19 protein-coding genes are annotated in these 19712 nt (G+C 45.9%); 1 reads left to right on the plus strand and 18 read right to left on the minus strand.

Translation table 11 applies throughout. The features are described from left to right. Positions 1-6: 6 nt before the first annotated feature. The 6 genes from fapR to V756_RS0119185 form a co-directional block, all read right to left on the minus strand. Positions 7-573 carry a transcription factor FapR gene (fapR, locus tag V756_RS0119160; protein ID WP_003221561.1) on the minus strand — a complete coding sequence of 189 codons (567 nt, stop codon included), beginning with the start codon at positions 571-573 and terminating at the stop codon, positions 7-9. Between the two features lie 108 nt (positions 574-681). After that, on the minus strand, positions 682-2730 hold the full coding sequence (gene recG / locus V756_RS0119165) for an ATP-dependent DNA helicase RecG (protein ID WP_024716087.1): 2049 nt from the start codon (positions 2728-2730) through the stop codon (positions 682-684). Continuing rightward, positions 2708-3610 (minus strand): L-serine ammonia-lyase, iron-sulfur-dependent, subunit alpha, encoded by a 903-nt coding sequence (sdaAA, locus tag V756_RS0119170; RefSeq protein WP_024716088.1) that lies wholly within the window; start codon positions 3608-3610, stop codon positions 2708-2710. The genes recG and sdaAA overlap by 23 nt, the downstream gene beginning before the upstream one ends. Before the next feature lie 23 nt (positions 3611-3633). Then, complete coding sequence (gene sdaAB, locus V756_RS0119175; RefSeq protein WP_024716089.1) at positions 3634-4296, minus strand: L-serine ammonia-lyase, iron-sulfur-dependent subunit beta; 663 nt, start codon at positions 4294-4296, stop codon at positions 3634-3636. A 138-nt stretch (positions 4297-4434) separates the two neighbouring features. After that, positions 4435-6096: a DAK2 domain-containing protein gene (locus tag V756_RS0119180; RefSeq protein WP_024716090.1), complete on the minus strand. Its 1662-nt coding sequence runs from the start codon at positions 6094-6096 to the stop codon at positions 4435-4437. Positions 6097-6111: 15 nt separating this feature from the next. Next, on the minus strand, positions 6112-6474 hold the full coding sequence (locus V756_RS0119185) for an Asp23/Gls24 family envelope stress response protein (protein WP_003238605.1): 363 nt from the start codon (positions 6472-6474) through the stop codon (positions 6112-6114). A 278-nt stretch (positions 6475-6752) separates the two neighbouring features. Here V756_RS0119185 and rpmB point away from each other — a divergent pair, with 278 nt between their 5' ends. Continuing rightward, complete coding sequence (rpmB, locus tag V756_RS0119190) at positions 6753-6941, plus strand: 50S ribosomal protein L28 (protein WP_003221548.1); 189 nt, start codon at positions 6753-6755, stop codon at positions 6939-6941. Between the two features lie 71 nt (positions 6942-7012). Here the strand turns inward: rpmB and spoVM are convergent, their stop codons facing one another. The 12 genes from spoVM to coaBC form a co-directional block, all read right to left on the minus strand. After that, positions 7013-7093 carry a stage V sporulation protein SpoVM gene (gene spoVM / locus V756_RS01000000122795; RefSeq protein ID WP_003221545.1) on the minus strand — a complete coding sequence of 27 codons (81 nt, stop codon included), beginning with the start codon at positions 7091-7093 and terminating at the stop codon, positions 7013-7015. Between the two features lie 70 nt (positions 7094-7163). Next, entirely contained in the window at positions 7164-7808 is a 645-nt protein-coding gene (locus V756_RS0119200; protein WP_024716091.1) for a thiamine diphosphokinase, read from the minus strand. A 71-nt stretch (positions 7809-7879) separates the two neighbouring features. Then, positions 7880-8533, minus strand: a complete 654-nt coding sequence (gene rpe / locus V756_RS0119205) for a ribulose-phosphate 3-epimerase (RefSeq protein ID WP_024716092.1) — start codon at positions 8531-8533, stop codon at positions 7880-7882. Positions 8534-8537: 4 nt separating this feature from the next. Then, positions 8538-9434: a ribosome small subunit-dependent GTPase A gene (gene rsgA, locus V756_RS0119210; RefSeq protein ID WP_024716093.1), complete on the minus strand. Its 897-nt coding sequence runs from the start codon at positions 9432-9434 to the stop codon at positions 8538-8540. A gap of 14 nt (positions 9435-9448) precedes the next feature. Next, a complete protein-coding gene (gene prkC, locus V756_RS0119215; RefSeq protein ID WP_024716094.1) occupies positions 9449-11398 on the minus strand; it encodes a serine/threonine protein kinase PrkC in 1950 nt (649 codons plus the stop codon). Next, a complete protein-coding gene (gene prpC / locus V756_RS0119220; RefSeq protein WP_024716095.1) occupies positions 11392-12156 on the minus strand; it encodes a protein-serine/threonine phosphatase PrpC in 765 nt (254 codons plus the stop codon). The genes prkC and prpC overlap by 7 nt, the downstream gene beginning before the upstream one ends. Before the next feature lie 6 nt (positions 12157-12162). After that, a complete protein-coding gene (gene rlmN, locus V756_RS0119225; protein ID WP_024716096.1) occupies positions 12163-13254 on the minus strand; it encodes a dual-specificity RNA methyltransferase RlmN in 1092 nt (363 codons plus the stop codon). A gap of 3 nt (positions 13255-13257) precedes the next feature. After that, positions 13258-14601 (minus strand): 16S rRNA (cytosine(967)-C(5))-methyltransferase RsmB, encoded by a 1344-nt coding sequence (gene rsmB / locus V756_RS0119230; RefSeq protein WP_024716097.1) that lies wholly within the window; start codon positions 14599-14601, stop codon positions 13258-13260. Beyond that, on the minus strand, positions 14588-15541 hold the full coding sequence (gene fmt, locus V756_RS0119235) for a methionyl-tRNA formyltransferase (RefSeq protein WP_024716098.1): 954 nt from the start codon (positions 15539-15541) through the stop codon (positions 14588-14590). The genes rsmB and fmt overlap by 14 nt, the downstream gene beginning before the upstream one ends. 4 nt (positions 15542-15545) lie before the next feature. Continuing rightward, positions 15546-16028 (minus strand): peptide deformylase, encoded by a 483-nt coding sequence (gene def, locus V756_RS0119240; RefSeq protein ID WP_024716099.1) that lies wholly within the window; start codon positions 16026-16028, stop codon positions 15546-15548. A 26-nt stretch (positions 16029-16054) separates the two neighbouring features. Next, on the minus strand, positions 16055-18472 hold the full coding sequence (gene priA, locus V756_RS0119245) for a primosomal protein N' (RefSeq protein WP_024716100.1): 2418 nt from the start codon (positions 18470-18472) through the stop codon (positions 16055-16057). Then, positions 18469-19689, minus strand: a complete 1221-nt coding sequence (gene coaBC / locus V756_RS0119250) for a bifunctional phosphopantothenoylcysteine decarboxylase/phosphopantothenate--cysteine ligase CoaBC (protein WP_024716101.1) — start codon at positions 19687-19689, stop codon at positions 18469-18471. Before coaBC ends, priA begins: the two co-directional genes overlap by 4 nt. Positions 19690-19712: the final 23 nt, after the last annotated feature.

A 19712-nucleotide genomic window follows, 5' to 3' on the forward strand; every position in this document is an offset into this window, starting at 1 on the left:
CCACCTTTATGAATGTTTTGAACGGTACATGTCAAAATGTCCAGAAAAAACAATTTCTTCGCCAACGTAGCTGTTCACTTCGACAACCGTTCTTCCTTTTTCTTTTTCGACTGCCGTCACTTTCGCTTTCGCTACGACACGTTCACCCTGCTTTACCTGTCTTGTAAAACGGATGTCTGCACTTGCAGTCAGCGCCAGCTCGTCATCAATGACTGCAACAGCCAAAGAATTTGCCTGCGCAAATAAATGGTGTCCTCGTGCAATCTGATTCCGGCTGAACACATGCTCCTGTTTTATTTCTAAAATGGATATCGCCTGATCATCCAGCTCAAGGTCAATAATTTCTCCGATAACTTCGTCCAGTGACAGAGATTTCACTTCATCTTCAAGCGTTTTTTCTGCCACATTCTTAATTCTTTCTCTCAGCTCCGGTATGGAAAGCTCTAAGCGGTCCAAACGTATTGTCTGGATGCTCACCCCAAATTTACCCGCTAATTCTTCATCTGTAATAAAGGGGGTTGCTTGAATCGTCTGCTGAAGTAATTCCTGGCGTTCTCGCTTATTTCTTCTCATATCTAAACACCGTCCGGACAATTAAGACTAGGTACTAATAGTAGTATATAATTTCATAGATTGGAATGCAACGATTGTTTCTGGCTGAACACCAAAAACTTCTGTTGCTCAGCTTAATTTTTCCCCGTCCATTATTCCGCTCTTCAGCAATTCCTCTCTCAGCGCACTATATTCCGGCTCCTTCCAGAATGCGTCAGAAGCCACTAGATTTGCAGCATCCTGTCTTGCCGTTTCAAGCGCTCTGTAATCATGAACCATATCCGCCACCTTAAATTCAGGCATTCCGCTTTGTTTTTTTCCGAAGAAATCCCCCGGGCCTCTCAGTTCCAAGTCCTTTTCAGACAACTCAAAGCCGTCATTGGTCTCGGACATGATTCTCATCCGTTCTTTACCTGTTTCTGATTTAGGATCAGCCATCAGTATGCAGAAAGATTGGTGCTCGCCCCGTCCGACACGGCCGCGCAGCTGGTGAAGCTGGGACAGACCGAAACGATCAGCGTCATAAATCACCATAATGGTTGCATTCGGAACGTTTACGCCGACCTCAACAACAGTGGTTGATACGAGGATTTGACAGTGATTTGCGCTGAATTCTCTCATGACCTGATCTTTTTCATCGGAATGCAGCTTTCCGTGCATAAGGCCGACATTCCATTTCCCGCGGAAAATATCAGAAAGCATATTGTACACGTCAATGGCGTTTTGTACATCAAGCTTGTCCGATTCTTCAATCAGCGGGCAAATGATATAAGCCTGTCTGCCCTGCTTTAATTCTTTTTCGACAAATGCCAAAATACGGTCCAGCATGTCATGCTTCACCCAATAGGTTTCGATTTGCTTTCGTCCCGCCGGCATTTCATCAATGACAGATACATCCATTTCCCCGAACACTGTAATAGCTAACGTTCTTGGGATTGGGGTAGCTGTCATAAAGAGAACATCGGGGTCCTGTCCCTTGTTCCGAAGCTTTTTGCGTTGCTCAACTCCAAATCGATGCTGCTCATCTGTAATGACAAGGCTCAGCGCCTTAAACTCCACCTCGTCCTGGATTAAAGCGTGAGTTCCTACAAGAATATCAATCTCTCCCGCAGCAAGACACTCCAGCAGTTCTTTTCGCCGCTTCCCTTTGACAGAGCTTGTCAAAAGAGCAACGCTGACATCCCACTTTTCAAATAGTGAAACAAGCGAATCTGCATGCTGTTCGGCCAGAATTTCTGTCGGCACCATGAGCGCCCCCTGGTATCCGGACAGGATCGCGGCATACAGCGCAATGGCTGCGACTGCCGTTTTTCCTGATCCGACGTCCCCTTGAAGAAGACGGTTCATTCTGTATGGAGAAGACATATCTGCTGTGATTTCGCGAAGCACACGCGTCTGGGCGTTTGTGAGGGGAAACGGGAGGCTTTTGACAAATCTCATGAGTTCGTCGTTTGAAAAACGCTGCCGTATCCCTTGAGTCTGCTCTCTTTCCGCCTTTCGGAACGCCTGCATTTTCAACTGAAACAACAGAAATTCTTCGTAAACAAACCGTCGTCTGGCAAGCTTTAACGCTTCTCTTGTTTCTGGCTGGTGCATGGCTGTTAGCGCCTGTTGATAGTCCGGCAGCTTATAGCTTGTTCTTAGCTTTTCCGGAAGAGGATCTGAAAGAGTGTCTGCATATTGAGTCAGCGCCTGCTGAATAAAACGTCTCATCATTTTGACGGTAACATTTTCTTTCACAGAATACACTGGTTCAATGCTTTTATCCTCTTGATGGGGTCCGTTTTTCAACTCCTGAACAGAGATGGTTTGGCGATGTTTGTCCCATTTACCGGAGACCGTCACGACAGAGCCCAGCGAAAGCTTTTTCTTCAAATAAGGCCTGTTGAAACATACGGCTGTGATTAAATAGTTGCCGACAAGAACCCGAAATGTCAGCCTGTTTCGTTTTTTTCCGTAATAGGTAAGAGAAGGCTCTGAATGAACCTTCCCTTCGACTGTCACCCTTTCATCATGCGCTACTTCTTCTAAATCCCTCAGCTCATAGTCATCATAGCGATAAGGGAAATAATTCAGAAGATCAGAAATGTCATAAATACCGAGTTCATTCAATGTTTTTTCTGTTTCCGGCCCAATACCCTTCATGTTGGCTATACTAATTTGCTGATGTTGTTTCACGTGAACCTAGCGCTCCTCCGAATATTTTTTTCTCTAATTCTCTTCCAGTCGGTGTTGCTGCTAAACCGCCCTGGCCTGTTTCTCTAAGAGCAGTTGGCATCGTTTGGCCAATTTTATACATGGCATCGATAACCTCATCACATGGAATGCGGCTTGTGATGCCCGCCAATGCCATATCAGCAGCAATCATTGCATTTGACGCACCCATCGCATTCCGTTTCACGCAAGGCACTTCAACAAGCCCAGCAACGGGATCGCACACAAGGCCGAGCATATTTTTCAGTGTGATGGCCATGGCCTCCGCGCTTTGCTCGGGTGTTCCTCCCGCCATTTCAACAATCGCCGCAGCAGCCATACCTGAGGCTGATCCAACCTCTGCCTGGCATCCCCCGGCGGCGCCGGAAATACTTGCATTATTGGCCACGACAAATCCGAAAGCACCGGCTGTAAACAAAAAGCGGATCATTTGTTCTCTTGTCGGGTTCAGCTTTTCTTTTACAGCAAATAACGTGCCAGGCACAACACCGGCGGAACCCGCAGTCGGTGTCGCACAGATCGTTCCCATCGCTGCATTTACTTCATTTGTGGCAACAGCTTTTGATACCGCATCTAAAATCAGCGGGCCAGACAGGCTTTTACCTGATCGAATATAGGCCTGCATTTTAACGGCATCCCCGCCTGTTAAACCCGTTTGGCTCGTCACTCCATCAAGTCCCTTCTGAACCGCCGCTTCCATAACGGTCAGATTATGATCCATCTGCTGAAAAATCTCTTCTTTTGTTTTATCTGTTACGTCCATCTCCTGCGCGATCATGATCTCTGAGATGGATACTTGCTTTTCTTTAGTAATCTCAATTAATTCTTTTACATTACGAAACATAACTGGCTCCTCCTGACCTTTCGCTAGTCAGCAATCTTTGTCACTTGAATAATATTCGGCAGCTTCGACAGCTCGTCGAGAACATGGTCGTCAATATTTTGATCGACCTCTATTGTCATTAGCGCAAGCTGGCCGATATCTTTCCGGGCTACTTCCATATGGCCTACGTTGATTGAAAATTTCGCCAGAACATTGGCAACACCGGCAATTGTGCCGAACTTGTCATTATGAACAACTAATATGGCCGGATGATTTCCTGACAGCCGGAGTTCAAAACCATTTAATTCTGTGATTTCAATCTTTCCTCCGCCAATCGAAATACCCGTCAGCTCAAGCTCTCCCTTTTCATCAAAAATGGTGATTTTGGCTGTATTCGGGTGGACTGGGACTGCGTCTTCAACTCGAAACTCTATAGCAATTCCTTTATCTTCTGCAATTTGTATAGCGGTTTTAATCCGCTCGTCGAATGTATCAAAATCAAGCAATCCGCCGATAATCGCGACGTCTGTGCCATGACCCTTATACGTTTCCGCAAAAGAGCCGTAAAAGGAGACCACAATGCGCTTTGGCTCTCTGCCGAATAAACTTCTGGCCACTCTCCCGATTCTCGCTGCTCCCGCGGTATGCGAGCTGGACGGACCGATCATAACCGGGCCGATAATATCAAAAACGCTTCTGTATTTCATGTTATTCCTCCTTATGAACCAGAGCTTATGAGCGCTTTGCTTCTAGACTAATTGATCAGATATAAAATGGCAAGCGGGCACGTCACAGCGCTGCTGCACTTAAAAGCAGACATAAGAATAGAAGGGCAAATTGCCCTTCTATTCTGCAGAAATGATATACGAATACAGCGGCTGTTTGCCGTTGTGGATCTCAATCTCAATCTCCTCGTACTTCCCACTGAGAAACGCTTCAAGCTCCTCAGCTTCTTCCTGAGACGCATCCTCTCCATAGAGGATAGTGACAATTTCGTCGTCTTCTCCGATCATTTCTGACAGCAGCATTTTCGCGGCTGACAGCTGATCTTCAGCAGTGCCGATAATCGTTCCGTTCAAAATTCCCATAAAGTCGCCTTTTTTAATATCTTTGCCGTCAATATGAGTATCTCTGACTGAATACGTTACCTGCCCGCTTTTCACTTGCTGAATGGCGCTCTGCATATTAGCTTCGTTGGCTTCAGCTTCTTGGTCCGGATTAAATGCCAGCAGGGCTGACATCCCTTGCGGAACCGTTTTGGCCGGAATGACCAAAACCTGTTCATCGATTACGCTGGCCGCTTGATTAGCCGCCATAATAATGTTGGAATTATTCGGTAAGATAAACACCGTTTCTGCATTTACAGACTTCACAGCCTCGACGATATCCTCAGTACTCGGGTTCATCGTCTGCCCGCCTTCGATCACCACAGAAGCGCCGATGCTTTTGAACAAGTCAGAAATGCCTTCACCCATCGCCACAGTCACAATGCCATACGGCTGTTTTGCCGGCGTTTTTTCGTTGCCAGCAGGCTTGCTTTCTTGGCTGATAATGGAGGTATGCTGTTCCCTCATATTATCTATTTTAATTTTGATCAATTCACCGAACTGCTGGGCATAGTTTAAGACGTTTCCCGGTTCTTCCGCATGAATATGAACCTTCGCCAGCGATTCATCCGCAATGACTAACAGAGAATCACCGAACTGGCTGAGGTCTTGTCTGAATGTGCCTTCGTCGAATTCTAGTTTTGTCTGATCGAGCCTCACCATCACTTCGGTACAAAAACCAAATTCAATATCTTCGGTATGCATCATGCTTTGAGCGCTCTTATGATGCTCTGCGCTGACCATGTCATCAAGCGACGGAAGAACAGCTTTCTGAGGCACGGCTTCACCTTTTAATGAAGCAAGAAAACCTTCATACACACAAAGCAGGCCTTTGCCGCCGCTATCGACGACTCCTACTTCCTTCAGGACAGGGAGCAAATCAGGCGTCCGGTTTAAAGAAGCCTCTGCTTCTTCTGTCACCGCAGCCATCAGCGCTGTGATATCGGTTTCTTTTTCCGCCAGGGCCACCGCTTTTTTCGAAGCATCTTTTGCAACTGTTAAAATGGTGCCCTCTACAGGTTTCATGACAGCTTTATACGCCATATCAACGCCTGCTTGCAGTGCTGCCGCAAACTCCGGCGCATTAATTTCTTTTTTCGTTTCAATGCTTTTACTGAAGCCGCGGAACAATTGGGACAGGATCACTCCTGAATTTCCGCGTGCTCCCATGAGCAATCCTTTAGATAACGCGGAGCCCACCTTACCGATATCATCCGTATCCATTTGCTCCACTTCTCTTGCTCCGGAAGTCATTGACAGGTTCATATTTGTTCCCGTATCGCCGTCCGGCACCGGAAACACGTTCAGCGCATCAACCGCACTCGCGTTTTGAGACAGATTCTGCGCTCCCGCAAGAATCATCTCGGCAAAGGTTCTGCCGTCTAATGTTCTGATAGACAATCCTACTCCTCCTAACTACGGGTTCGTCACACGTACGCCTTGGACATAAATATTAACAGAGTCCACGGCCAGTCCGATCGTTTGATTTACTGTGTACTTTACTTTCGTTTGGACATTATGTGCCACTTCAGAAATTTTCGTGCCATAGCTGACAATGATGTACATGTCGATATGTATTTGTTCTCCTTCTTGGCGAACTTGGACACCCCTGCTGAAATTTTCTTTCCGAAGGATTTCAGTCAGTCCGTCTTTAATCTGGTTTTTAGAGGCCATGCCGACAATGCCATAACAGTCAATCGCCGCGCCCCCTGCAACCATCGCAATGACTTCATTAGATATATCAATCTGTCCGTACTTCGTTCTTAATTCAATGGACACACTAGTTCCTCCTTCGAATGCATAGAGTTACAGCTATTCTACTATATGGTTTCCATTCTGAAAAGAAAAGACCCGGCAATTGCTACCCGTCCCTCTACATATACTATAGCGCCGCTGTTTCTGCAAGATGTCAAGTGAATTTTCTTGAAAGATGATGAAACAATAGTTGCAAACGTTTTTTAGCTGTGGTAAATTATTTAAAGTATCCATATCGAAAGCATCTAAGATCATATGAATGTTAAAAAGTAGATGTTTTGTGCAAGTGAGGAGGGAAACAAATGGCACGTAAATGCGTTATCACAGGTAAAAAAACAACAGCTGGGAATAACCGTTCTCACGCAATGAACGCTTCTAAGCGCACTTGGGGCGCGAATCTTCAAAAGGTTCGTATCCTTGTGAACGGAAAACCTAAAAAAGTATATGTATCTGCTCGAGCTTTGAAATCCGGTAAAGTTGAGCGTGTATAACAAAATGAACGCCTGCCTCATATGTGGCAGGCGTTTTTATGTGGTGAAAGAGGGCTTTGAACCCCTGGGCATTAATCTTTTCTAAATGAGCCCAGCATCGCCCGGACGATTCCTCCTAAAAACTTCGGCAATTTAATGGTGTAAAATTTCATTATTTGTCCCCTCCTATAACGTCCCGTAACCGCCTGTTCATTGATCTCACCAAATGAATGAAAGCACATGCTAATCCGTGCTTCTTATCATTATTATTATGCCTTTTGCAAACGAAAAAGTACCTCGTGAATGAATGAGTTCGTTACTAATACATAGTGTTGAACCGAGTGTAATATGACACTTATTTAGCGGATATTTAAAACCGGTCAGGGTCAGCTCATGTATGTCTTCGGAAAACGGTATGAAGGAGATATATCGCTTGTTTTCATCCTTCTCAATATCATATTCACCGGGAGGGAACAATTGAATATGATTTTGTTTGTCTATCAGCCTAATTTTTATATTGGTTTGTATGCCTCTATACAGCAGCTGAATGTTTCCTAAAAAATGATCAGCTCTGCCGCCTGTAGTGCCGAAGATCTGAATGACATTCGGCTGCTTTCCCAGCGCCCAATCAAGGGCGAGATCTAAATCAGTTTGGTCTTTCTCTGCTTGAAACACATGGAGTGCGGGAGCGGCTTTTTCAATTCGTCGGCGTTCTTGCTCTGTTATGCTGTCAAAATCCCCAAAGGCTTCATCAGGAATGATCCCGGCATCTAAAAGAGTGACGGTGCCTTTGTCAACACCGATCCAAAGAATGTGCTCAGCCCTATATTGGGTTAGATCGGGAATGAGATCTTTAGGGCCTCCTGCAACAATATTGATTGTTTTCATCTCTGATTCCTTTCTCTGCATACAGGAAAAAGAGCTTGGGCTCTGTACGCCCAGCTCTCTTTTTTAGCATTTTATTTACTTCCTTTGATCTCAGCGATCGCTTTTTGGCGGTCTGGCTGGCCATAAACTGCTGAACCGGCAACGAGTAAATTTGCACCCGCTTCAATGACCAGTGGAGCGGTTTCTTTGTTGACGCCGCCGTCTACCTCAATTAACAGATCTGTTTTTCCTCTTTCATCCGCCATTCGCTTAACCTCTTTTATTTTAGGAAGGACTGAATGAATAAATTTCTGCCCGCCAAATCCCGGGTTCACCGTCATTAAAAGAACAAGATCAAGATCGTCGAAAACATGCTCGATGACTTGAACAGGCGTATGCGGGTTTAGAACAACACCGGCCTTCACGCCTTGTTCTTTCATAAGCTGGATGGTCCGGTGCAGGTGCGGGCATGCCTCAGCATGAACAGACAGGATATCCGCGCCTGCTTTCGCGAAAGCAGGGATATAACGATCAGGCTCTTCTATCATTAAATGAACATCAAGCGGCAGATCAGTCACCGGGCGAACTGCCTCTACAATCAGCGGGCCAATCGTAATATTCGGGACAAAATGGCCGTCCATGACATCAATATGAATACAATCGGCTCCGCCCTTTTCTACATCTTTAATCTCATTGCCTAAAGCGGCAAAATCAGCGGAAAGAATAGATGGTGCAACCTTTATCATTATGCTAATACCTCGGCTTTCTGTCTTTAATCTCCGTCATAAATTCAACATAATGGTCATAGCGGTACTGCTTTAATTCCCCGTCTTCAACAGCTTGTTTCACCGCACATTTCGGCTCTTTTAAATGCAGACAGCCTCTAAATTTGCACGAAGAACTTTTTTCTCTGATATCAGGGAAGGTATATCCCAGCTCTTCTTCCTCAATGTCTGTAAATTCTAGCGAGCTGAATCCCGGCGTATCTGCAACCAAGCCTCCGGACGTGTGAATCAGTTCCACGTGGCGGGTTGTGTGTTTCCCGCGGCCCAAATGCTCCGAAATTTCGTTTGTTCTTAAACCGAGCTCAGGACTGATCGCGTTGAGAAGCGAGGATTTTCCAACCCCCGATTGTCCGGCAAATACGGTAGTTTTGTCTTGGAAATGGGGGATGATGTCCGCTAAACTGTCTTGGTCCTTAGAAGAAGTGAGATACACGTCATAACCTATATTCCGATAGTCTTCTGCATAGGCTTGAATGGCATCTTGTGTATCTTGATCTTCAATCAAATCCATTTTTGTAATGCATATGATCGGCTGAATATCATTGGCCTCAACGAGAACGAGAAAGCGGTCGAGCAATGCCGTGCTGAAAGAAGGCTGAACCGCAGAGAAAACAAGGACCGCTTGATCTACGTTGCAAATTGGCGGCCTGATAAGCTCATTGGTTCGCGCTTTAATTTCTAACAGATATCCTTCTTTGTCATTTTCAGCCTGATACACAACATAATCACCGACAAGAGGGGTAATTTTGTTCTTTCTGAAAATGCCTCTTCCTCTGCATTGTATAACTTGATCTGAATCTCCAGATTCATCCAGTACATAGTAAAAGCCGCTTAGCGCCTTAATAATTTTGCCCTCAGGCATATTTTCCCTCCTTGTTATTTATCTTTCGGATACTCAATGGTTTTGTAGCTGACGACCTTATTGTTTACCATTACTTGATAGTACCCTTTTTGGCCGGATTCAATCTTTAGTTCGATCGTCCGTTCAGTCGGTTCTTTTATCTTAAATTCTTCGTAAGTGTCAGAAATGCTGTGATCCGCATCGTCAACCGCGATTTGCACTTCAAGCTCATCCCCTTCATTTTCTGGTTCGTAGGGGATTTCAACCTTCTCTTTCACTGTTTTCGCAGGCTTTTTCTCAGGTCCGAGAGAGAATGTCACTTCTACTTCGTTTCCCGGTTTTACTGCCGTGCCTGCTGCCGGCTTTTGTTTGACAACCTGTCCTTCTGGAACGTCATCTGAGTACGCCTCTTTTTCTATCAGCTTCAGTCCGTTGTCTTCCAGATATCCAGACGCTGCTTCTTTACTGTAGGTTTTTAAGTCTCTAAGCGTAATGTCTTCGGGCCCGATACTGACGGTGAGCTTGACTTGATCATCACTGGGCACAAGTTCAGTCCCTGCCGACGGATTCTGGTCAATGACAGTGCCCGCACTTTTCTGGTCATTTACTTCGTCCACCGTCACATGTTTAAACCCCTGATCCTTTAATGCTTTTTTTGCCCGATCGATCGTTTGGCCTGTCACATCATTGATCTCCGTTTTGGCTTTTCCGGTGCTCTTATAAAGCGTAACCGTTGCCCCTTCTTTGACAGTGGATTCCGCTTTAGGATCCGATTTTACGATCAAGCCCTCGGCAATTTTCTCATCCGAGATTTCCAACACCTCGGAATCAACCTGCAAACCGTCTTTTTCCAAGAGGTCTGCCGCCTTTTCGTATTCCATTCCGGAAACATCAGGTATTTTGACATCTTTAGGCATAAAAAGCGACGGAAAAACAGTGACAGCAAGAATTCCAGCCGTGATGAAAATGATGCATATCGTGAGCAAAACCCACGGCCACTTTTTTCTTTTGCCGTTTTTCTTTGTTTGATTCTCTTGGCCGGAAGTCTTTTCAGCTTCTTTTCCGCCAGCAGCAGCTTTTGCGAGCTCCTCATCTTTGATGATAGGAATGGCTTTTGTCATTTCTTCATCTTCTTGAATGGTAAATCTCTTTTCATTGAGTCTGTCTGCGTCAAAAGCTGTTTGTATGTCTGCTTCCATGTCTTCAGCCGTTTCGTAGCGATGAAAAGGATCCTTTGCAGTTGCCTTTAGGATAATGTTTTCAACACTTTGGGGCACTGAGGGGTTCCACCTTTTCGCAGAAGGGGTTTCCGCCTGAAGATGCTTTAAGGCGATGCTGACTGCCGATTCTCCATCAAACGGGATGCGGCCGGTTAAGAGCTCAAACAAAACGATTCCAAGCGCATATATATCCGATTTTTTTGTCGCCAAACCGCCCCGCGCCTGTTCAGGTGATAAATAATGGACTGAGCCAAGCACAGAATTGGTGTGTGTGATTGTCGTCGAACTGAGTGCCGTCGCAATTCCGAAATCCGTCACTTTGATATTTCCCATGTGGTCAATCAAAATGTTATGCGGCTTAATGTCTCTGTGAACAATCTGATTTTGATGGGCATGAGCGATAGCTGAGACAATTTGTTCCATAATGTTCAGCGCTTCTTTGGGGTGAAGCGGCCCGTTTGCTGTTATGTATTCTTTGAGCGTCATGCCCTCGACGTATTCCATGACAATATAATAAATATCGTCTTCCTCGCCCACATCGTAAATACTGACAATATTCGGGTGATCGAGGCTTGATGCGGATTGGGCTTCTCTGCGGAATCGCCTGATAAACTCATTGTCATTCACATAGTCAAACCGGAGGATTTTGATTGCGACTTCACGGTCTAGAATGATATCCTCAGCTAAATACACGTTGGCCATTCCCCCGCCGCCTATGACGCGGAGAATTTGGTAACGCCCGCTGATCCGCTTGCCGATTAACACTGATCTTCACCCTCTTCAACATGTAAAGCAAGCTCAAGCAAAACTGCTGTAATGTTGTCTTCTCCGCCATTCTGATTGGCTTTGTCCACAAGCAGGTTTACTTTTTCCTGAGGAGCTATATCGCTTTGCAGGATGTCTTTTAACTCAGTGCCTTCCACTTTATTCGTCAGTCCGTCAGAACACAGAAGCAATTTGTCCCCGGGCTCGATATCAAATGAACGTGTGTCAATACTGACTGACTGGTCTGTTCCAAGAGCCTTCGTCAACACATTTTTTCGCGGATGATGTTCGGCGTCTTCTCTGGAAATCTCTCCAGTGCGAACCAGTTCATTTACAAGCGAGTGATCTTCTGTCACCTGAATGAAATGATCGTCTTGAAGTAAATAACACCTGCTGTCACCTATATGGGCAACAGAAACCGTTTTCCCCGTAAAAAGGGCACATACAATCGTCGTCCCCATGCCTTGGCATTCTTCATGGGCTTGGGCGTGATCGTAAATTTTGCTGTTTACCGCAAGAATCTGTTCAATAAGCCATTCTTCACATGCTGCGGGCGCATCTGGGATCGCCTCTGCTTCATTCCATTTTTCCCCCATGGCTTTCACAGCCATCTTGCTTGCAACATCTCCAGCAAGATGGCCGCCCATGCCATCAGCGACAACCGCTAATACAAATTCATCTTTCCCCTTAAATATCCCCGCATCATCTTCATTATGCTGGCGGATTTTTCCTGTATCTGTTTTTAAGGCTGTTAACAACCCTCATCACCTCGTCTCGTCTTGACGCTCCTTCGCGCGAAGCTGACCGCAGGCTGCGTCAATGTCATGTCCTTGCTCTCTTCGGATTGTGACATTTACTCCGCGGGATTTCAGCGTTTTTTCAAAAGCAAAAATCTGGTCACGCGGTGTGCGCACATAGTCCCGCTCTGGCACGTAGTTTACCGGAATCAAGTTCACGTGGCATTTGATTCCTTCCAGCAAGTCGGCAAGCTCTTCAGCGTGCTCAACCTGATCGTTCACACCCCCGAACAGACCATATTCAAAGCTGATCCGCCGTCCCGTTTTATCAATATAATATTTAACAGCTTCCATTAAATCAGGCAGCTTGTACGCTCTGTTAATCGGCATCAAACGGCTTCTGATTTCTGTATTCGGCGCGTGCAGAGAAATCGCAAAGTTAATCTGCATTTGCTGGTCTGCGAATTCGTAAATTTTCGGGATGATTCCGCTTGTGGAAACGGTAATATGGCGTGCGCCGATATTCAGGCCCTTTTCATGGTTAATGATTTTCAAGAAAGCGAGCATTTCATTAAAGTTATCAAAAGGTTCACCGATCCCCATGATCACGACAGAGCTGACGCGTTCATCGGTTTCATCCAGAGCCTTTTGAACTTTGAGTACTTGAGCGACAATTTCACCCGCTTCAAGATTTCGTTTTAAACCTCCGAGCGTTGACGCGCAGAACGTACAGCCGATACGGCAGCCGACTTGTGTCGTTACACATACAGAATTGCCATACTCGTGTCTCATTAAAACGGTTTCGATTGTATAACCGTCATGCAATTCGAACAAAAACTTCATCGTACCGTCTTGAGAGGTTTGTTTAACAGCCGTTTTCAGCGTTGTCATCTCAAAATGAGCGCTTAATTTCTCACGCAGATCTTTTGACAGGTTTGTCATGTCTTCAAAAGAAGATACGCGTTTTTCATATAGCCATTCAAAGATCTGTGCCGCACGGAACGGTTTCTCTCCGTTGTCTGTCAGCCATTGTTTGATTTCATCTAATTCAAAAGAATAAATAGACGGGCGCTCTGTCCGCAATTCTTTTCTCACTTTTGTTTTTTTAAGTTCTGCCATTGCTTATCCCTTCTTTCTCATGCTGCAAATAAAGAAACCATCTGTTCCGAAATAATGAGGAAGGATTTGGACCCTTCCATCCCGAACAAAGGGTCTCGCCTTTTCGGGCAGCCGCTTTTCAAGAGACAAATCGGGTTCAAAATCAGGATGTTCCTGTATAAACGCATGTATTACTTCTTCATTTTCTGTCCGGTCCATTGTACACGTACTGTAGACAAGAGTGCCACCTTTTTTTACTAATGGTGCGATTTCCCTTAAGATTGACAGCTGAATTTCAGCAAGCCGCGCACTGTCTTCAGGCTTTTTCGTGTATTTCATGTCAGGCTTTCTTCGAATGACACCAAAACCTGAACACGGGGCATCGACCAATACCCGGTCAAATTGTCCATTTTCAAACGTTTCTCCTGCTTTTCGCGCATCCATTGTTTCCGCATGAATAATGGAAAGGCCAAGACGATCTGCCGCTTCTTTGATCAGCTTCACTTTATGTTTGTGAAGATCAAGCGACGTAACACTTCCCTTGTTCTCCATTAATTCTGCGATATGAGCCGACTTTCCGCCAGGTGCTGCACACGCGTCAAGCACCGCTTCACCAGGCTTAGGGTCAAGAGCACGGGCGACGAGCATGGAGCTCTCATCCTGAATGGACACTTCGCCGTTTTGGAAGAAATGAGTTCCGGCAATTGATCCCTTTAAAAGCTTCAAAGCGTCTTCAGCCAGATCGCCTTTTTCAATTTCGATACCCTCAGCAGCCATTTGATCAAGCAAATCCGATCTGTCTGTTTTCATTTGGTTGACGCGCAGTGTCTGCTTCGGCGGAATGAGGTGGATACGGCAAATCTTTTCAGCCGCATCAAATCCATATGCGTCTGCCCACTCTTTCACGAGCCATTCTGGATGACTTGTTTCTGTCGCCAGCCGGCGAACAGGATCTTCGATGGCGTCAAAGGATGGAACACCTTCGCGCTGAATGGAACGCAGCACGCCGTTGACAAATGATGCAATGCCCTTATGTCCGCGGATTTTAGCAATCTCGACCGCTTCATGGATAACAGCCCTATCCGGAATCTTCTCCAGATACTCCATTTGATACAGGGACAGGCGAAGAAGCTGAATCACCCACGGCTTTACTTTTTGAGGCTTATTAATAAACGGTTTGAGCATATAATCAAGCGCGATCTTGTTTTGCAATGTACCGTAGACAAGTTCAGTCAAAAGGCCTCTGTCCTGATCGCTCAATTCATTTGATTTAATGACCGATTTCAGGAGCAGGTTGCTGTATGCTTGGTTTTGTTCCAGTTTGATCAGCGCCTCAAGGGCGATATCACGAACACTATTCTTTTTCATTGTTTGCTCCTAACATATCGCCTGCTGCAACATGAGCGCCGCGAACAAAGTCCTCGCCCTTCATGCGTTTTTTACCTGCCGGCTGAAGTTCGGTTAATAGCAAAGCCGTCTCGTTACCTGTCGCAACGATAATCCCTTCCTTTTCAACCGCAACGACTGTGCCGGGCTCAGCTTTGGCTGGTGCGGATGTTTTTTTCGACGCCCACACTTTCAAGTTTTGCCCATTAAGAGTCGTATAGGCAACAGGCCAAGGATTTAAGCCGCGGATCTGGTTGTAAAGCTCTTCTCCTGTTCTAGACCAGTCGATCAGCTCTTGCTCTCTTTTGATGTTAGGCGCATATGTCGCTTTCTCTTCATCCTGCTTTTCAGGTGATATGCTGCCGGCAATGACGTTAGGAACCGTTTCAGACAATAGCTTCGCGCCAGCTACGCTTAATTTATCGTGCAGAGTTCCGACATTGTCGGTTTCTTCAATGTCCACTTCCACTTTTGAGATCATATCGCCTGCATCCAATTTTTCCACCATATACATAATGGTAACGCCGGTTTTCTTTTTTCCCTGCAGGATGGAATAATGGATCGGAGCACCTCCGCGCAGTTCCGGCAAAAGAGACGCGTGAACGTTAATACAGCCGTATTTCGGGCTGTCGAGAAGCTCCTTAGGCAAAATTTGCCCAAATGCCGCCGTTACAATCAGGTCAGGCTTTAATGCGAGCACTTTCTCAATTTCTTCTGCCAATCTGACTTTTTCCGGCTGAAGAACCGGGATGCCGTGACGCATTGCCTCTTCCTTTACCGGAGGAGGTGTCAGCACTTTTTTTCTGCCCTTCGGACGGTCCGGCTGTGTGACGACCCCCACTACTTCATATCCATCCTCTAAAAGGGTTCTTAAAACAGGAACTGAAAAATCCGGTGTTCCCATAAATACGATTCTCGTCATCAAATCATCCTTCCATATCCGCTAGTTCATCTTCTGTATAGTATTTACTTATTTTAGATGTAAACAGGACACCGTCTAAATGGTCCATTTCGTGCTGCACGGCTCTCGCTAAAAAGCCTCGTGCTTCCAAAATGAACGGTTTTCCCTGACGGTTAAACGCACGCACTTTGACATAGTCGGCACGGGTGACATCACCATAGACGTCAGGAAAGCTCAAACATCCTTCTATTCCGGTCTGCTCACCGCTTTTTTCTAATATCTCGGGATTCACAAGATCTATTCTTCCGCTGTCATCCCCGATATCGACGACAGCCGCTCTTTTTAAAATGCCGATCTGCGGCGCTGCCAGTCCGACTCCATCCATTTCAAGCATGGTGTCGTACATATCATCAAGCAGTTTTTTTAGCTTTTTATCAAAAACAGTCACGGTTTCCGTCGGTGTTTCCAAAACCTCCGCAGGATGTGTGACGACCTTTTTTACCGCCAATTTGTTACCCTCCAAGACGTGAGATCTTACATCATCATATAAGGATTCATATCAATTGAAATCATTACATGCTTTTGTTCAATTTCGCGTTTATAATGTTCCAGTATCTTCTTCAATAAAGCTGATAACTGGGTCTCCTGTTTGTATTTTATCACGCATTGATAGCGATATCTATCTTTGATCCTGGCTATCGGCGACGCGCTCGGCCCGAGAATTTTCGTGTCAGCTCCGCAGTTTCCTTTCAAGAAGTGAGCGATTTTTTCAGCCGTAACAGCTGCTTTCGCCACTTCCTCATGGGAAACAGTCACAAGAGCCAAATAATAATAGGGCGGATAGGATTGCCCTCTCCTGTGCGCCATTTCATGCTGATAGAACGTCTCATAATCGTGTGTCTTCGTCAGCTGGATGCTGTAATGAGACGGCGTATACGTTTGGATGATGACATGGCCCGGCTTTTCATGCCTGCCTGCCCGGCCGCTGACTTGCGTTAACAGCTGAAATGTTTTTTCGGCCGATCTAAAATCGGGAATATGAAGTGTTGTATCGGCACTTAGTACTCCGACAAGTGTGACATTTGGAAAGTCAAGCCCTTTGGCAATCATTTGCGTTCCGAGAAGAATATCCGCTTTTCCTTCTCCGAAAGCTGACAATAATTTTTCATGGGCGCCTTTCCTTGAAGTCGTGTCAACATCCATCCGAATCACTCTCGCATTTGGCAGCACTTTTGTCAGCTCTTCCTCCACTCTTTGTGTTCCCGTTCCGAAAAAGCGGATATACTCGCTTGCGCATTCGGGACACGTATGCGGAACAGGTTCTTCATGTCCGCAATAATGGCATTTCAGCCTTTGGCCGTAACGATGGTACGTCATGGAAATGTCGCAGTGCGGACATTGCGGGACATATCCGCAATCCCTGCACATCACAAAGGAGGAATAGCCTCTTTTATTTAAAAACAGAACTGCCTGCTCGCCCTTTGCAATCGTTTCTTCAAGCTTTTCCATCAATTCAACTGAAAACATGGAGCGGTTGCCGCTTCTAAGCTCCTCTCTCATATCGACAAGCGAAACCTCAGGCATCACCCGGTGGTTCACGCGATGCTTCAGCGAAAGGAGCTCGTAAACGCCCTTTTGCGCCCGTGCATATGACTCTAATGTCGGTGTAGCACTGCCCAATACAACAGGGCAGCTGTGATGCTCAGCCCGCTTGATCGCCACCTCTTTCGCATGGTAGCGCGGCATTTCTTCTTGTTTATAAGAGGACTCATGTTCTTCATCGATGATAATCATTCCGAGATTTTCAAACGGAGCAAAAATAGCGGATCGGGCGCCAACGACAAGGCGCACTTCCTTCCGGTGGATTTTACGCCACTCGTCATATTTTTCTCCTGTGGATAAACCGCTGTGCATGACTGCCACCTGAGAGCCGAAACGGCCCTTGAAGCGATTGACCATCTGCGGTGTCAGCGATATTTCCGGCACGAGGACGATAGCTTCCTTACCTTTTGCCAGTACTTTTTCAATCGATTGCAGATAAATTTCTGTTTTTCCGCTTCCTGTTACGCCGTGAAGAAGGAACACTTTATGTTCATCATTGTCCAATGTCTTGCGGATTAGCTCAAAGGCAGCGCTCTGTTCGTCTGTCAGCGGGAGCGGCTCGGTTTTTTTGAACATTTTGTCCTGATAGGGATCTCTGTAAACCTCTTCATAGCTTTCCTTCAACAGCCCCTTTTGAATAAGGGTTTTAATGGTCGCAGAGCTCGCGTCCGTTTTTTTGCACAAATCCGCCGCAGGGATGTTCGCACCTTCCGGCTCAGCGATGAAAAAGCGGAGAATCGCCTGCTGCTTCGCTGCTTGGCGGGATAATCCCTCAGCCTGCTTACTAAGCTCTTCTTTACTCGCATTTGCCTGAATATACCTGACCATTTTTTTATTGGCTTTTTGCGCAACCTTGTACGTTACGTCAATGCTGCCTTTTTGAACATGCTTTTGAATCAGTTTCAGCATTTCGTGATCCGGTATGTCTGAATAAAGCAGCGTTTTCGTTTCAGAAAACAGCCGTTCCACTTGCGGCGGAAGATCAGCGCTGTGTGCGATTTTTAATTCTTTTTCATATTTTGCCTTTAATGCGGCAGGCAGCATCGCTTGAAGCGCCGTTATTTTAAAAGACAGCGTTTTGTCGGACAGCCATGATGACAGATGCATAAGCTCCTCTGTTAAAACAGGTGTAAGATCTAATAAATCCTCTACCTCCTTGACAGATTTCCCCGAGAGATCAGACGTTTCTTTCACAGCTGTTACGAAGCCTTGAATTTTACGGGGGCCAAACGGAACAATAACTCGCATGCCTGTTTTGATCATGCCTTTGAGATGGTCCGGGATTTTGTAATCAAAAGGCCTGTCTATATTTTTGGTGCTGACATCAACGATGACTTCGGCAAAATTCATGAGTGCTCTCCGGTTTGTGTTGAGCGGGCTGCGATTTCTTGAAGGATTTCAAAAGAAACATCGAGCTTAGTCATGATCGGAAGCTCACGTTTATGCCCGTCTTTAAAAAAGATGGTTACGATATTCGTATCAGCACCAAATCCGGCCCCATTTGCTTTCACATCATTTGCCACAATCATATCAAGATTTTTGGCGGCGAGCTTTTTACGTGCATAGTGTTCAACGTCCTGTGTTTCAGCGGCAAATCCGACTAAAATCTGCTCGTTCTTTTTCTCGCCCAATTCTTTCAAAATATCGATTGTTCTATTCAATTCAAGTGTCATATCGCCGTCTTGTTTTTTCATTTTATGATCAAATACTGTTTTCGGCGTAAAATCGGCCACCGCAGCTGTTTTGATGACAATATCACTCGTGTCATACACTGAGAGCACCGCTTCATGCATATCCGCAGCCGATTGAACCGGGATAAACTGAGCAAGGCCTTTCGGCTGATCCAGCGAAACAGGGCCAGAGATTAAGGTTACCTGTGCGCCGAGCTGGACAGCAGCCTCCGCTAATGCGTAACCCATTTTGCCAGTTGATTTATTGGTGAAAAATCGGACAGGATCAATCGCTTCCCGTGTCGGGCCAGCTGTAATGACCACGCGCTTCCCTTCTAAAGGAGCGAATTTTTCTTCAGCAAAATGCTCTTCGGCAAGCTTCACGATATTTTCAGGCTCTTCCAGTCTTCCTTTTCCCACGTAACCGCATGCTAAATAACCCTCGCTCGGCTCAATAAAACGATAACCATCCTGATAAAGAACAGAAATATTTCGTTTAACTGCCGGATGGTCATACATGTGAACGTTCATCGCCGGGGCGATCCATACGGGAGCCGTTGCTGCAAGCAATGTTGTCGTCAGCATATCATCAGCGATGCCGTTTGCCAGTTTGCCAATCACATTGGCCGTAGCCGGCGCCACGATAATCAAGTCGGCCCAGTCTGCGGCATCAATATGTGAAATAACGCTTGGGTTTTGTTCTTTAAATGTATCTGTATATACTTCATGGCGGCTCAATGCCTGAAATGTCAGCGGTGAGACGAATCGGCAAGCTGATTCAGTCATAATCACTTTGACGTTGGCTCCTGCCTGAACCAGCTTGCTCGTTAGCGCGCAGGCTTTATAAACAGCGATGCCTCCGCTCACGCAAAGCAACACATTTCGATTGTTAAGCAATGACTTCTCCCCCTTTTCACTTT

Source organism: Bacillus tequilensis KCTC 13622 (assembly GCF_000507145.1).
GTDB classification, from domain to species: Bacteria; Bacillota; Bacilli; order Bacillales; family Bacillaceae; genus Bacillus; species Bacillus tequilensis.

Excerpts from the sequence above, each read along its gene's own strand:
- fapR (WP_003221561.1), bottom strand. The coding sequence starts at position 573 with ATGAGAAGAAATAAGCGAGAACGCCAGGAATTACTTCAGCAGACGATT.
- sdaAA (WP_024716088.1), bottom strand. The coding sequence starts at position 3,610 with ATGTTTCGTAATGTAAAAGAATTAATTGAGATTACTAAAGAAAAGCAA.
- sdaAB (WP_024716089.1), bottom strand. The coding sequence starts at position 4,296 with ATGAAATACAGAAGCGTTTTTGATATTATCGGCCCGGTTATGATCGGT.
- rpmB (WP_003221548.1), top strand. The coding sequence starts at position 6,753 with ATGGCACGTAAATGCGTTATCACAGGTAAAAAAACAACAGCTGGGAAT.
- spoVM (WP_003221545.1), bottom strand. The coding sequence starts at position 7,093 with ATGAAATTTTACACCATTAAATTGCCGAAGTTTTTAGGAGGAATCGTC.
- V756_RS0119200 (WP_024716091.1), bottom strand. The coding sequence starts at position 7,808 with ATGAAAACAATCAATATTGTTGCAGGAGGCCCTAAAGATCTCATTCCC.
- rpe (WP_024716092.1), bottom strand. The coding sequence starts at position 8,533 with ATGATAAAGGTTGCACCATCTATTCTTTCCGCTGATTTTGCCGCTTTA.
- rsgA (WP_024716093.1), bottom strand. The coding sequence starts at position 9,434 with ATGCCTGAGGGCAAAATTATTAAGGCGCTAAGCGGCTTTTACTATGTA.
- rlmN (WP_024716096.1), bottom strand. The coding sequence starts at position 13,254 with ATGGCAGAACTTAAAAAAACAAAAGTGAGAAAAGAATTGCGGACAGAG.
- rsmB (WP_024716097.1), bottom strand. The coding sequence starts at position 14,601 with ATGAAAAAGAATAGTGTTCGTGATATCGCCCTTGAGGCGCTGATCAAA.
- fmt (WP_024716098.1), bottom strand. The coding sequence starts at position 15,541 with ATGACGAGAATCGTATTTATGGGAACACCGGATTTTTCAGTTCCTGTT.
- priA (WP_024716100.1), bottom strand. The coding sequence starts at position 18,472 with ATGAATTTTGCCGAAGTCATCGTTGATGTCAGCACCAAAAATATAGAC.